At 61.0% G+C, this 13,051-nt stretch carries 12 protein-coding genes; 8 read left to right on the top strand and 4 right to left on the bottom strand.

The genetic code is table 11. From position 1 onward, the window contains the following. The first annotated feature begins 3 nt into the window (after nt 1-3). The 4 genes from ACW4TB_RS02985 (at nt 4) to ACW4TB_RS02970 (ending at nt 4,584) form a co-directional block, all read left to right on the top strand. Nucleotides 4-1,686 (top strand): amidohydrolase, encoded by a 1,683-nt coding sequence (locus tag ACW4TB_RS02985; RefSeq protein WP_012313959.1) that lies wholly within the window; start codon nt 4-6, stop codon nt 1,684-1,686. A gap of 54 nt (nt 1,687-1,740) precedes the next feature. Then, on the top strand, nt 1,741-2,892 hold the full coding sequence (locus ACW4TB_RS02980; RefSeq protein ID WP_012313958.1) for an MFS transporter: 1,152 nt from the start codon (nt 1,741-1,743) through the stop codon (nt 2,890-2,892). Nucleotides 2,893-3,138: 246 nt separating this feature from the next. Further along, on the top strand, nt 3,139-3,825 hold the full coding sequence (locus tag ACW4TB_RS02975) for a type 1 glutamine amidotransferase domain-containing protein (protein ID WP_012313957.1): 687 nt from the start codon (nt 3,139-3,141) through the stop codon (nt 3,823-3,825). A gap of 12 nt (nt 3,826-3,837) precedes the next feature. Next, nucleotides 3,838-4,584, top strand: coding sequence for an SDR family NAD(P)-dependent oxidoreductase (locus ACW4TB_RS02970; RefSeq protein WP_012313956.1), 747 nt, complete (start codon nt 3,838-3,840; stop codon nt 4,582-4,584). Between the two features lie 104 nt (nt 4,585-4,688). Here the strand turns inward: ACW4TB_RS02970 and adhP are convergent, their stop codons facing one another. After that, nucleotides 4,689-5,699 carry an alcohol dehydrogenase AdhP gene (gene adhP, locus ACW4TB_RS02965; RefSeq protein ID WP_012313955.1) on the bottom strand — a complete coding sequence of 337 codons (1,011 nt, stop codon included), beginning with the start codon at nt 5,697-5,699 and terminating at the stop codon, nt 4,689-4,691. Between the two features lie 173 nt (nt 5,700-5,872). Between adhP and ACW4TB_RS02960 the strand changes: the two genes are divergently transcribed. Beyond that, on the top strand, nt 5,873-6,862 hold the full coding sequence (locus ACW4TB_RS02960; protein WP_012313954.1) for a 5'-nucleotidase: 990 nt from the start codon (nt 5,873-5,875) through the stop codon (nt 6,860-6,862). A gap of 9 nt (nt 6,863-6,871) precedes the next feature. On the opposite strand, the gene ACW4TB_RS02955 is transcribed toward ACW4TB_RS02960, so the two are convergent. After that, the gene (locus ACW4TB_RS02955) at nt 6,872-7,129 is read right to left on the bottom strand and encodes a hypothetical protein (RefSeq protein WP_012313953.1); all 258 of its coding nucleotides are present in this window, start codon (nt 7,127-7,129) and stop codon (nt 6,872-6,874) included. A 119-nt stretch (nt 7,130-7,248) separates the two neighbouring features. Between ACW4TB_RS02955 and ACW4TB_RS02950 the strand changes: the two genes are divergently transcribed. From ACW4TB_RS02950 to ACW4TB_RS02940, 3 genes are all read left to right on the top strand, one after another. After that, nucleotides 7,249-8,121 carry a helix-turn-helix transcriptional regulator gene (locus tag ACW4TB_RS02950; RefSeq protein ID WP_012313952.1) on the top strand — a complete coding sequence of 291 codons (873 nt, stop codon included), beginning with the start codon at nt 7,249-7,251 and terminating at the stop codon, nt 8,119-8,121. A gap of 212 nt (nt 8,122-8,333) precedes the next feature. Then, on the top strand, nt 8,334-9,998 hold the full coding sequence (locus ACW4TB_RS02945) for a hypothetical protein (protein ID WP_254467566.1): 1,665 nt from the start codon (nt 8,334-8,336) through the stop codon (nt 9,996-9,998). Nucleotides 9,999-10,273: 275 nt separating this feature from the next. Then, nucleotides 10,274-11,278, top strand: a complete 1,005-nt coding sequence (locus ACW4TB_RS02940; RefSeq protein WP_012313949.1) for a hypothetical protein — start codon at nt 10,274-10,276, stop codon at nt 11,276-11,278. A 226-nt stretch (nt 11,279-11,504) separates the two neighbouring features. Here the strand turns inward: ACW4TB_RS02940 and ACW4TB_RS02935 are convergent, their stop codons facing one another. Together ACW4TB_RS02935 and ACW4TB_RS02930 are read right to left on the bottom strand one after the other, a co-directional pair. Then, complete coding sequence (locus tag ACW4TB_RS02935; protein WP_254467565.1) at nt 11,505-11,978, bottom strand: anti-virulence regulator CigR family protein; 474 nt, start codon at nt 11,976-11,978, stop codon at nt 11,505-11,507. A gap of 98 nt (nt 11,979-12,076) precedes the next feature. Further along, on the bottom strand, nt 12,077-12,991 hold the full coding sequence (locus ACW4TB_RS02930; RefSeq protein WP_012313947.1) for a LysR family transcriptional regulator: 915 nt from the start codon (nt 12,989-12,991) through the stop codon (nt 12,077-12,079). Nucleotides 12,992-13,051 lie beyond the last annotated feature (60 nt).

Below are 13,051 nucleotides of genomic sequence, written 5' to 3'. Positions count from 1 at the left end.
GCCATGACCGCCGCTGCAGAGCTCATCATCCATAACGCCCGCATCTACACCGTCGACCCGCACCAGCCCTGGGCCGATGCCGTGGCCATCCAGGGCGAACGCATCCTGCGCGTGGGCGACAAGGCCAGTGTCATGGCCCATGCCGGCCCATCCACCCGTTTGTTGGATGCCGACGGCAAGCTGGTGCTGCCTGGCTTCGTCGAATCGCACTGGCACTTTTCCAGCACCGCGTTCGCCTTCCAGGCCCTGGTCAACCATGAAGACCCACACCAGGTGCTGGCCCTGCTCAAGCAGTACGTCCAGGCCAACCCCGCCGAGAAGGCCATCACCGGCATGGGCTGGATACAGCCGCTGATGCCGGCCGACATGCTGCGCCGTGAAGTGCTGGACGCCATCTGCCCGGACAAGCCGGTGTGCCTGTTGTCCACCGACTACCACACCATGTGGGTCAACAGCTTTGCCCTGCAAGCGGCGGGCATCGACCGCGACACCCCCGCGGTGGAAGAAGGCGCCAGCTGGTTCGAAAAAGACCCGGTCACCGGCGAACCCACCGGCATCATCATTGACTGCGCGGCTTACTCGCTGCTGATGCAACGCCTGAGCGAGGCCGGCTACCTGCCGACGGGGATCGACCTGTACCTGCGCTCGATCCCGTTCTGGCAAGAGAAGCTGGTGGCTGCCGGCATCACGACGGTGTTCGACGCAGGCTTCCTCGACCCCAGCGGCGACCAGGCGCTGCTGTATGAAACCCTGCAGCAACTGGAACGCGAAGCACGCCTGAAACTGCGTGTGGTGGGCAGCTACATCAACATGGGCACCGAGCCCGACCCGGTCATCCAGCTGCAGGCCCTGCGCCAGCGCTACAACTCGCCGCTGGTGAAGGCGCAGACCCTCAAGCTGATGCTCGACGGCACCGAGCTGAACCACACCGCATTCCTGCTCGAGCCCTACTGCGACAAACCCCACAGCTGTGGCTCGACGACCATGCCGGAGGCGGTGTTCGAAGAGCATGTACGCAACGCCGACGCCAACGGTATCGACGTGATGGTGCATGCGGTGGGTGATGCAGCGGTGCGCATGGCCCTGGACGTGTTCGAGCGCACCTTCGCCAGCAACCCGCCGCGCGACCGACGGCATGTGATCACACACGCCTTCCTCACCCACCCCGACGACATCCCGCGTTTTCGCCGCATTGGCGTCATGGCCAACACCCAGTTGCAATGGGGTGTGGTCGATGCCTATGCCGAGGCGATCCAGCAGTCGTACGGGTTCAAGCGTTGGGCCTCGATGTACAAATTCCGTACCTTCATCGACCAGGGTGTGACCGTGTCCATCGGCATGGACGGGCTGGTGTGCCAGTGCCGCTGCCAACACAAACCGGTGGAGCACATCGAGTCGGGCCACACCCGCCAGCTCAGCGGCGAGCCCGATGCACCGGTGATGCCTGATGCCAACGAGCGCCTGAGCATTCCCCAACTGATCGCCGCTTACACCCTCAACGGCGCCTACCAGCTGGGCCTGGAAAAAGAGATTGGTTCGATTACCGAGGGCAAACGGGCAGACATCATCATCATGGAACAGGACCTGTTCGAGCTGGACCGCTACCAGATCGGTAAAACGGACGTGGCCATGACCTTGATGAACGGCCGTATTACCCACGATGCAGGCACCCTCCCCCACGCCTGACCTGAGCGCCGCGGCCTGCGGGCCGCGCTACCTGCTTCACCCGGGAAACCCTCGATGCACAACAATAAAAATACCCTGCTTCTGCGTGCCGCCCTGATCTACATCGCCGCCACGGCGCTGATCATCATTGGCGTGCAACCGATCTTCATTGGCCTGGTCGGCGAACGGCTGCACCTGGACCTCAGCCAGCAAGGCTGGGTGCTGTCGGTTGAAATGATCGGGACTTTGCTCGGCAGCCTGCTGCTGCCGGCATTGGGGCGGCGCTTTGGTGGCCGTGGCTTCTACGTGGCCTGCGCGCTAGTGGCAATGGCATTGAACCTGCTCAGTGGCGCGTTGGACTCACTGCCGACGCTGATCACCTGCCGCCTGGCCTGTGGCGTGGCCACGGGCCTGTTGTATGCCGGGGCGATCAGTGGACTGGGGCGCCTGCCTGGGCAGGACCGCTCGTATGGGCTGTCGCTGCTGATTCAGACTGCCGTGTTTGCCCTGTACGCCACCTGCATGCCGCAATTGGCTGAGGTATTTGGCAACCGTTGGGCGATCGCGTCGATCGGCTTCTGGTTCGTATTGATCGCCCTGGCAGCGCTTGCCATCCCCACCCGGATGCACCGCGAGGCACCCCGGCAACTGGCGCAGGGCGGTTGCGGCTCGGCCATGCTCGGGCGCTATGCCTTGCTGGGTATGCTGTGCTTGCAGCTTGCCATCTATTGCATCTGGGGCTTCGTCGACCCGCTGTCGCGTGAGCGTGGGATCGCGCCGGTGGACGTGGGCTGGGCGTTCGGCCTGGGGATACTCGGCGGCCTGCCCGGCGGGGCGCTGCCAAGCGTGCTCGGCGGGCGAGTGCCGCGTGGGCCGATGATCGGTTTCGGTTCGCTGCTGGTGTTGCTGTCGATCATGCTGCTGGCGCGCTACAGCCACGATGCACAACAGCTTTGCGGGGCATTGCTGCTGATGAACTTTGGCTGGGTACTGGCGCTGACCTACTACATGGGCGCAATCGCCACCAATGACCCGAAGGGCACGCTGACCCCGTGGGTGAGCACTCTGCAAGTGGCGGCGGCGGCCGCGGCGCCAGCGTTTGTCGCCGTGCAGCAGCAGAGTGCGGGGCGGGAGATGATTTTCGTGAGTGCCGGGGCGGCGATCGTGCTGGGCTTTGCGCTCAAGTGTGCGGCGGGAGTGGTTCATCGCAGGACCAGGCCGGCGTAATGGCTGAAGCTCGACAGGCACCGCAGCGCCTGCATCACTAGTAAGGACGATGCTGCATTCTGCCGCAGGATATCGCACATACTTACCTTGCCAGGCGGTGGCATGGCCGAGCGCCAAGGGCCAGACTGCACAGAGCTGAGAACAACAGGATGATGGTGCGCAGGGAACGTCTGCCCTGCTGCGCCCTCCCACAGTAACGCAGGGCGAACGGCGCGCTGCCCATTCACGCTTGGAGAACTGGCACAGATGAAAAAGATCCTGATGGTGCTGACATCCCACGATCAGCTGGGCGACACCGGCAAGAAAACCGGCTTCTGGCTGGAGGAGTTTGCCGCACCTTACTACGTGTTCATCGACGCCAACGCCGACGTCACCCTCGCATCGCCCAAAGGCGGGCAGCCGCCGCTGGACCCCAAGAGCGACGAGGACGATGCGCAAACCGATGCGACCCGGCGTTTTCGCAGTGACACCGAGGGGCAGATGGCATTGGCCGACACAGTACCGCTGAGCGAAATCGACCCTTACGACTTCGACGCCGTGTTTTATCCCGGTGGCCATGGGCCGCTGTGGGACCTGGCCGAGGACAAGGACTCCAAGACGCTGCTCGAAGCCTTCTATGCGTCCAACAAACCGATTGCCGCCGTGTGCCATGCGCCGGGTGTGTTCAAGAACGTCAACGCGCCAGACGGCCATCCTGTGGTCAAGGGCAAGAAAGTGACCGGGTTCGCCAACAGTGAGGAAGACGCGGTCGGGCTGACCGATGTAGTGCCATTTCTGGTCGAGGACATGCTCAAACGCAATGGCGGTGAGTATTCCAAGGGCCCGGACTGGGCGAGCCATGTTGTCGAGGACGGGCACCTGATCACCGGGCAGAACCCGGCATCGTCCGAGGCGGTGGCCACGGCGCTGCTCAAGCGCCTGGCAAGCGAATAGGGCTGCTGCACCATGACGCTGAACGCACTCATCTGCGGCGCCAGCCAGGGCATCGGCTTGGCGCTTTGTGAACAGCTGCTGGCACGCGATGACGTGGCGCAGGTGTGGGCGGTGTCGCGCCAGGCCAGGGGCAGCGAAGCCCTGGCCGCGCTCGCCGCTGCACATGGCGAACGCCTGGTGCGCATCGATTGCGACGCCCGCAGCGAACAGTCCCTTGAAGCACTGGCCCGTGAGGTCAGCCGCACCTGCACGCACCTTGATCTGGTCATAAGCACCTTGGGCATTCTGCAGCGCGACGGTGCCAAGGCGGAAAAGGCCCTGGCCCAACTTGACCTGGCTGGCCTGCAGGCCAGCTTCGCGACCAACGCGTTCGCGCCGGTGCTGCTGCTCAAGCACCTGCTGGCGCTGCTGCGCAAGCAGCCCTGCACCTTTGCCGCGCTGTCGGCCAGGGTCGGGTCCATCGGCGACAATCGACTGGGCGGCTGGTACAGCTACCGCGCCAGCAAGGCCGCGCTGAACCAGTTGCTGCATACGGCAAGCATCGAACTCAAACGCATCAACCCGGCTTCCACGGTGCTGGTGCTGCACCCCGGCACTACCGATACGCAGCTTTCCCAACCGTTTCAGGCGAATGTGCCCGCCGAGCAATTGTTTGAACCTGCGTTCGCTGCGCAGTGCATCCTTGAGCAGATTGGCCGGCTTGGGCCGGCGGACAGTGGCAGCTTCTGGGCGTGGGATGGTCAGCCGATTACCTGGTGATGTTGCCAAGGTTGAAGACAAGGACGGGTGCATGGCTTGAGTGTTCTGACGCTCGCTTTATACAGCGCTGAATAACCCGCCCCATGCACCTGGCAGCGCACTGCTCAATCCGCGAAGTTGATCACCATCCGACCCTTGATCTTACCTTCCAGCATCTCTTCGAAAATGTCGTTGATGTCTTCGATCGGACGCAGGGTCACCTTCGGCACAACCTTGCCTTGCGCAGCAAACTCGAAGGCTTCAGCCAAGTCCTGGCGGGTACCGACCAGTGAACCGACCACTTCGATGCCATCGAGCACCAGGCGCGGAATGTCCAGGCTCATGGCCTCTGGCGGCAGCCCGACAGCCACCAGTCGGCCGCCGGCACGCAGCGCATCGACCGCAGAGTTGAACGCGCTTTTCGACACCGCCGTCACCACGGCCGCATGCGCGCCACCGGTTTGCGCCTGGATGACTTTGGCTACATCCTCACTGCGCGCATTGACCACCAGGTCGGCGCCCATTTCACGGGCGAACGCCAGTTGCTCATCATTCACATCGATCGCGATGACCCGGGCGTTGAAGACATTCTTCGCATACTGCAGGGCCAGGTTGCCCAGCCCGCCGAGGCCGTAAACTGCAATCCACTGCCCGGGGCGGATGTTGGACGATTTCACCGCTTTGTAGGTGGTCACACCGGCGCAGGTGATGCTACTGGCGGCAGCCGAGTCGAGCCCGTCGGGCACCTTTACCGCGTAGTCGGCCACCACGATGCACGCCTCGGCCATGCCGCCGTCGACGGTATAGCCAGAGTTCTTCACCTCACGGCACAGCGTTTCGTTACCGCTGTTGCAGTACTCGCAGTGCCCACAGCCCTGGAAGAACCACGCCACGCTGGCCCGGTCGCCCGGCTTGAGCGAAGTGACGCCCGGCCCTACCTCCACCACCACACCAATACCCTCGTGGCCGAGGATCACGCCGGTCTTGTCACCGAAATCGCCATTTTTGACGTGCAGGTCGGTATGGCACACGCCACAGCACTGCATCTTCAGCAACGCTTCACCGTGCGCGAGCGGGCGCAGGTTTTTTTCCACCACCTCCACGCGGCGCCCTTTTGCAACAACTGCAGCTTTCATGAATGCCTCCTTGATTACTTGAATGAGCTTGAGTTGAAGGGTTCAGCATAGTGGTGGTTTGGCCACAGGACTTGCTGCAGGTCAGGGTCTGTGACGGTAGGTGCCCGGGTTTGCTAGGATTCGAGCCTAGCCTGCTGACAAGGCGCCCCTGCTCCATCACCAGGAAGCCCGCCATGCCCTACCCCATCGAACAGAAACTCGTCGTCGGCGTCGCCTCCAGTGCACTGTTCGACCTGACCGTCTCGGACGACATCTACCAGGCAGATGGCGTAGAAGCCTACCGCTTGCACCAAGAGGCCAACCTCGATGTGCCCTTCCCCAAAGGTGTGGCATTCCCTTTCATCCGCCGCTTCCTGAGCATCAACAAGGCCTTCCCCGAGCAGTTGCCGGTAGAAGTGGTGCTGCTGTCACGCAACTCACCCGAAACCGGCCTGCGGGTGTTCCGCTCGATCGATCACTACGGCCTGGACATCACCCGCGCGGCGTTCATGTCCGGCCGCTCGCCCTACGAATACATCCCCGCCTTCAACGCCTCGCTGTTTCTCAGCGCCCACGAAGGCGACGTACAGCGCGCCATCGACGCCGATTACCCCGCCGGCCTGGTGCTGCCGAGCAAGATCTATGATGACGAGATCGACACCGAATTGCGGGTGGCTTTCGACTTCGATGGGGTGATTGCCGATGACGAAGCGGAAAGCGTGTACAAGCAGCGCCAGGACCTGACCGAGTTTCAGGCCCATGAGCATGCCCACAAGACCATCCCGCATCAGCCGGGGCCGTTGGCAGACCTGTATCGCAAGCTTTCGCTGATTCGCCAGCTTGAAGACCGCAAGTTGTCGCTCGACCCTGAATACAAGCGCATTTTGCGTATTGCCATTGTCACGGCGCGCAATGCACCGTCCCATGAACGCGTGGTGACGACGCTTAAGAACTGGGGTGTTTCACCGGATGAATCGTTCTTCCTGGGCGGAATGGCAAAAGACCGCGTGCTGTCGATTCTCAAGCCGCACATGTTCTTCGATGATCAGCGCACTCACCTGACTTCGGCTGCGGGGAATCTGCCGATGGTGCATGTGCCGTTCGGGGTAGCAAACAGGGCGTTGGGTGCCAGGGTTGTCGAGCACCCAGTGAGCCTTGCCGAACTCGACAACACGGCAGAGTAAAGGCCAGATCTACTTGCCTTCAGGGACCAGCGCTTGCAGCAGGGTCACCTTGCGCTGCAACTGGTCGACATGCGCCTTGTGCGCACGCAGTGCCGAGCGCAGCTCATTGTTTTCCGATTGTTGAATCCGCGCCCAACGCAGGGTGGTGCGGCAATTGACGAGGGTTTCCCACACTTCCTGCAGTTTCAGGTATTGGGCCAACAACAGCACCGCAATCACCAGCATCATCAGAAGCGCCGCTGCCCAAATCATATCCGTCGTAGCCATTGTTCAATCCTTTTGCCAGGTCAGTTTGTTTCGAGGACAGCCAAAGGATATGTAGTGATTTTTTACACGTATAGATTGTAGACTTATACAGGTAAACAATTCGCACACATGGACGGGCCATGAAACGTACTCAGCAAATAGACCAGGTCCGCTGGGACCTGGCACTTCGCTATCGCCTGATCGAAACCGTGGCCTGGTGGGAGGGCCGCCTGACCACGGGCCACTTGATGCAGAGCTTTGGCATCAGCCGCCAACAGGCCTCCAAGGACATCAATACCTACATCAGCGAGCATGCGCCTAAAAACCTTACATATGACAAGCAACTGAAGGGTTATGTACCCGGCAAGCAGTTCAAGCCGCTGTTCATCGATGACAGTGCCAATGCCTATCTGCAATTGCTGAATCAGACCCACTCGCGGGCGCCCCACGTGGAGGGGTTGGCGTTGGCGTATGCCCATACCAAGGTGCTGGAAGTTCCCGACAGGACAATTCGCCCGGACGTGTTGCGCCCTCTGCTCAAGGCCTGCCGCAACAGTGAAGTGCTCTCCATCGAATACGTGTCGCTGGCCAACCCGGTGCCGGAAACACGGCTGATTTCGCCCCACACCCTGGTCTACACCGGCATGCGCTGGCACGTGCGCGCGTATTGCGAGAAGAATCGCAAGTACCGGGATTTTGTGCTGAGCAGGTTCAGGGGTGTACCAGAGTTCGAGCGCATGAGCGAGAACCTGATCGATGACGATGAGGAATGGAACACGATGATCGATGTGGTCATCGAGCCAGACTCGCGCCTCAAACCCGCACAGAAGGCGATCATCGAAATTGACCTGGGTATGCAAGCCGGTGAGCTGGTGATCCCGACACGCTGCGCACTGGTGGGCTATGTGCTGCAGCGCTATCAGATCGACCCGAAAAAGCTTGAGCCCAAGGCATCGGCACAGCAGATCGTGGTGAAAAACCTGGAGGCGTTGAAGCCTTGGCTGTACGAATGAATGAACAACGGGCTCGGTAGCCCGTTCTCTTGACCGGGGCAAGGCGGTGCCAGCGGGGTAACCACCGCCTGAGGTCACGTTCCTTCGGCCATGCTATCAAAGTACTGGCGCCGCGCCTTGAAGCAAAGATGGCACTTCGCTATATTCCGTTCCGGTTCAGGTATATCTGCCAATCGCCGCAAGACGCCCTACCCGTGCAAGGAGCATGTTCGATGACCCAACTCGCCCTGGACCCTTTGGCCCAAGCCGTCCACCAAGCCACCCCCGATGTCGGCGCAACGCTTGTGCACCAGTATGAGCAAGTCGTCATCAAGAGCCTGCTCACTTCATTTGGTCTGGACTTCCTGTTGGCCAACGATCGGCGTGGTGGCCATGTAGATACCCTGCATACCGTGCGCGACGAGTCCGTTGGATATGCATCTGCAGCGAACGAGGCTGCTTATGCGGCGCGCGGCGACTATGACAGCGCGGCTTACCACTCCACCGACACTTACATACAAGTAGGCCGAGAGTACAAAGCTGGCAAGCAATCCGGCACGCTGCAGGATGCCTATACGGGCAAGACGTTCGCGCCGAACGCCGATGTACATCGCGACCACACCATCTCGGCGAAAAAGATCCACGACGACCCTGCCCGGGTTCTGGCGAACCGTGATGGTGTAGAACTGGCCAACCAGCGCAGCAACCTCAACGCCACCGATGGGTCTGTCAATACATCGAAAAAGGACAAGAGCGCTGACGAGTTCATTCGCTATCTCGACCAGAATGAAGCGCAACGCAAGGCTGAAATCAGCGACCTTCAGTCGAAACAGCGTAGTGTCGGCCTCACCGATAAAGAACGCAAAACGTTAAACAAGCTGGAAAAACTCGACGCCGTCGACCCGGGCAAACTGCGTGAAAAAGACCGGATCGCCCGTGAAGCCTACGAACGCGAACTGGCCAACAGTTATTACACCAGCACTGCATTCCTGGCCGACACTGCCAGTGCCAGCCTCAACCAAGGGGTTCGTATGGGCGCCCGGGAAACGCTCGGCCTGGTCCTGCTTGAGGCGTGGAATGCGCTACGCCAGGAACTGCCGCACATTCTGCAGAGCATGAAAGGCAACTTCGACCTCGGCCTCTTCCTGCAGCACCTGGGTAATGCCTGCAAGGCCGCGTTTGAAGGGGTACAGGCCCGGCGCGGTGAACTGCTGACACGCTTCAAGGACGGCCTGCTGGCCGGCGTGCTGTCGTCAGTGATGACCACCTTGATCAATATCTTCTTCACCACGGCCAAAAACGTTGCCAAGATCCTGCGTGAATCCTGGGCAGCCATCCTTGAAGCGGTGCGCACGCTGGTATTCAACCCTCAGCGGCTGCCATTCGGTGAGTTGCTGCGCGCGGTCTCGAAGATCGTTGCAACCGGCGTGTCGGTGTGTACCGGGGTGCTGGTGCAAGAAGCCATCGCCAAAGTGCCTGGCATGCAGGTGCCAGTGCTGGGAGAAATACTTTCCACCTTCGTCGGTGCGCTGGCCAGCGGCTTGCTGAACATCTCCTTGCTGTACTTCATCGACCACTCGCCGCTGGTGAACCGAATTGTCGAGTTTGCCAACGGCCTCAAGTCGACACTGGACCACACGCTGGACTACTACAAGCTGGTCAACCAGCGCCTGGAAGCCTACACCGCCGAACTCGCGGGTATTGATTTCAAGCAGTTGCAAGCCGAGCTGGACACGTTGCAGAAGGTCAATGCCAGCCTGGTGCTGGCGCAAACCCATGCTGACCTCAATGACGCACTGTTCAGTGCAATGGCCACTTGCGAAATCGACATGCCCTACCAAGATCGCAAAGGCCTGGACGACTTCATGAACGACAAAGACGCTGTGCTGGTGTTTTAAACGCCAATGTCGCGGTTCAACTGCGATGCCTGTGGGCTGTGCTGCCAGAACCTGGCAGGGCAGCCGCTGTACAGCGACCTGGACGACGGGACAGGGGTTTGCCGCCACTACGACAAAACCAGCAGCCGCTGCGGCATTTATGAGCAACGACCGCTCAAGTGCCGGATCGACGACAGCTACGACCATATTTACGCAAGCCACATGAGCCGAGCGCACTTCCATGAGCTCAATCAGGCTGCCTGTGAAACTCTCAAAAGCAAAAGGACACGTTAGAGATGCCATTACCGTTTCTGTTGATCGGTGCAGCTGTAGTCGCGGGCGGAGCCGGGATCGCCGGCGGCGTGAAAGGCGCCAAGAAAATTTCCGAAGCCAAGGGCATCGTGGCCGACGCCCAGGAACGCTATGACCGCGCCCGCGAACAACTTGATGGTGACCAGAAGAACACCGAGCAATCACTTGAGGCTCTGGGTGCACTCAAGCTCGACATCAGCCGTAGCTTTGGACGTTTTGCATCCGCCTACGAGAAAATCAAGAACAAGCCGCAATTCAAAGAATTTCACGGCGAGGACATCCGCTTCGACAAGCACGATCTGGATCAGATCAAGGAAATCTCCATTTCGGCAATCGACCTTCTCGGCAGCTCGGCACTGACTGCAAGCGCTGGCGCACTCGCAGGCTTTGCAGCCTACGGTGGCACCATGGCACTGGGTGTGGCGTCGACCGGCACGGCGATCAGCTCGCTGTCTGGTGTGGCAGCCTACAACGCTACGCTCGCGGCCCTGGGCGGCGGCGCGCTTTCTGCGGGTGGCGGCGGCATGGCGCTGGGCTCGATGGTACTGGGCGGCGCAGTAGCGGGGCCGGTGATTGCCGTGGGTGGTTTGCTGCTCAATGCCAAGGGCAACTCGAGCCTCGAAAAGGCTGAAGAGATCCGCCAGGAAGTGAACAAGACTGTCGACCTGATCAAGGAATCGACTGTTTATCTGAAGAAGCTCAAGCTCATCAGCGACAAAGTCATTGGCGAACTGACCATTACATTCAGCCTGTACGTGAAACACGTCACCAGCCTGGAGCAGTTGGTCCAGCGCACCACAGACTACAACGCATTCAGCCAGGATGAAAAAGACCTGCTGTCCAACAATATCATGCTGGTCAAACTGCTGAGCCAACTGGTGCAGAGCGCACTGGCCGGCAAGAAAAACGGTAAGGACGTGGTCCTGCAGGACAGCGTCCACAAAGAGCTGGAGCATGCCCAGGAAGTTCGCGGCAAGCTTGCCGCTTGATCCCCCACAGATGCGGGCATTGATCAGGCGGCTTATCAGCGCCTGGTCAGCATTTGACACCAACGTCCCTCCCGCCAGCCCAGTGCTCCAAGCTGGCGGGAAAATCTTCGGCAGCATTGCCCTGCGGCGCCAAGCCGTAGAAATGGGCTGCCCCCGTGGCGTGTTTCGATCACATGAGCGCAGCGGTATTACCGCGGGCCACCACGGCTCCAGACACGCAACGGGCTCAATCGAACGCCCCGTTCACCACCTCGTAGATGATACCCGTGGCGACAGCCACCAGGATCAGGTCGACGCCGGCCTGCATCCACTCGTAACCGTCGTAATGCGGCAACTGCCCAAGCAGCCGGCCATCGAGCTTCTTGGCGATACCGGGCGGCAGTGGCTTGCCCCGCGCCAGGTTCTTCTGGATGCCCGGCGGCAATGCGGGGCCCGGGCTCCAATAGCTGCGGTGGCCACCCAGAATACCCAGCACATCACCCCGGTCGATCGACGGCCCGCCATGCCAGTCATTGCCACCCGAGCCACCCTTTTTGCCGCCAGCGTTGCCTTGGCCTTGGGCATGCGGAGCCTGCCCCTTGCCTTGCCCATGCCCTTTATCGTTGCCTTTACCGTTACCCGGGTCGGCGAGCGCAGCGCCCGACGCCGCGAGCAATGCCACTGACGTTACAGCGGCAATCAGAGCTTTCAACTTGGCCATGAGAGCATCCTTTGCGGTGAAGTGGTTTGTTGAAATGTAGACGACATTGCAATCATCGACAGCAGGCCAGCGCGCCTGGGAAGCTCAGCACATGGCGCCTACAACGTGGTAGGCATGCCGCGCCGGTCCAGCTCGAACACCTTGGTGCGCTGCAGGCAATCGCGCAACCACAGGGCAGCCCTGCCCGGCCGGCGCTGCTGATGCCACAGCAGGTCCACGCCGACCAGCCAGTCGGTGTGCGGATAGGCCTGCAGCTGCAGTTCGATCAGCTCACCGGCGTCCAGCTCCCGCTGAACCAGCTGCCGTGGCAGGGTCGCCCAACCCAGGCCACCGCGCACCATCTCTACCAGCGCCAGATAGCTCTCGGCCTGCCAGAGCTGGGCGGTACGCAAGTATTCGCTGCTGGGCAGCTTTTGCGCGTGGGCGAAGAAGGCCAGGCGGCGGTGGGCGTGCAGGTCGGCGAAGGTGCAGGTTTGCAGTTGCGCCAGCGGGTGTGTGGCGTGGCAGACATGAGCCATGATCAGTTTGCCCAACTGCTGGAAGGCCAATGCAGGCGGGTAGCCCGGCTGGGAAAAAGCGATGCCCAGGTCTGCCTCACCTTTATGCACCATTTCACTGACATCACCGTGCACCGGGTGGCGAATCAGCAAATCGACGAACGGGAACGCCTGGTCGAACGTTTTGAACACCGGGATCAGTGACCCATACGGCACCTCGATGGCGAGCGTGAGCGCAGGTTCGGCCTGCTGCGCCAGGTTGTCGGCGCTGCCCTCCAGGGCATAGCAACGCTCAAGGATGCCCTCGGCCCGTAGCAGCAGTTTATGCCCGGCGGCGGTCAATGCCGGTATGCGGCTGCTGCGGTCGAACAACTCCACGCCCAGGTCGGTTTCCAAGTTGCTGATTGCAGCGCTGACGGTGGACTGGGTACGCCCCAGGCGCCGCGCCGCTGCCGAAAACGAGCCCGCTTGTACCGCGGCGACGAACACCTGCAATTGCTCCAGCGAAAAGCGCATCCCCACCCCCTGCCCTGCCACATGAACCATCGATGCTAACGATGGTTACTCATTTGTTCC

This window comes from Lelliottia jeotgali, assembly GCF_977070485.1.
Note: the sequence above shows the minus strand (reverse complement) of the source record. Positions and strands in the feature narration are given on the sequence as shown.

Bases quoted from the DNA above. Each gene is read 5' to 3' on its own strand.
- ACW4TB_RS02985 (WP_012313959.1), top strand. From the start codon at position 4: ATGACCGCCGCTGCAGAGCTCATCATCCATAACGCCCGCATCTACACC.
- ACW4TB_RS02955 (WP_012313953.1), bottom strand. From the start codon at position 7,129: ATGGCTACGACGGATATGATTTGGGCAGCGGCGCTTCTGATGATGCTG.
- ACW4TB_RS02945 (WP_254467566.1), top strand. From the start codon at position 8,334: ATGACCCAACTCGCCCTGGACCCTTTGGCCCAAGCCGTCCACCAAGCC.
- ACW4TB_RS02930 (WP_012313947.1), bottom strand. From the start codon at position 12,991: ATGCGCTTTTCGCTGGAGCAATTGCAGGTGTTCGTCGCCGCGGTACAA.
- ACW4TB_RS02980 (WP_012313958.1), top strand. From the start codon at position 1,741: ATGCACAACAATAAAAATACCCTGCTTCTGCGTGCCGCCCTGATCTAC.
- ACW4TB_RS02950 (WP_012313952.1), top strand. From the start codon at position 7,249: ATGAAACGTACTCAGCAAATAGACCAGGTCCGCTGGGACCTGGCACTT.
- ACW4TB_RS02975 (WP_012313957.1), top strand. From the start codon at position 3,139: ATGAAAAAGATCCTGATGGTGCTGACATCCCACGATCAGCTGGGCGAC.
- ACW4TB_RS02940 (WP_012313949.1), top strand. From the start codon at position 10,274: ATGCCATTACCGTTTCTGTTGATCGGTGCAGCTGTAGTCGCGGGCGGA.
- ACW4TB_RS02935 (WP_254467565.1), bottom strand. From the start codon at position 11,978: ATGGCCAAGTTGAAAGCTCTGATTGCCGCTGTAACGTCAGTGGCATTG.
- ACW4TB_RS02960 (WP_012313954.1), top strand. From the start codon at position 5,873: ATGCCCTACCCCATCGAACAGAAACTCGTCGTCGGCGTCGCCTCCAGT.
- adhP (WP_012313955.1), bottom strand. From the start codon at position 5,699: ATGAAAGCTGCAGTTGTTGCAAAAGGGCGCCGCGTGGAGGTGGTGGAA.
- ACW4TB_RS02970 (WP_012313956.1), top strand. From the start codon at position 3,838: ATGACGCTGAACGCACTCATCTGCGGCGCCAGCCAGGGCATCGGCTTG.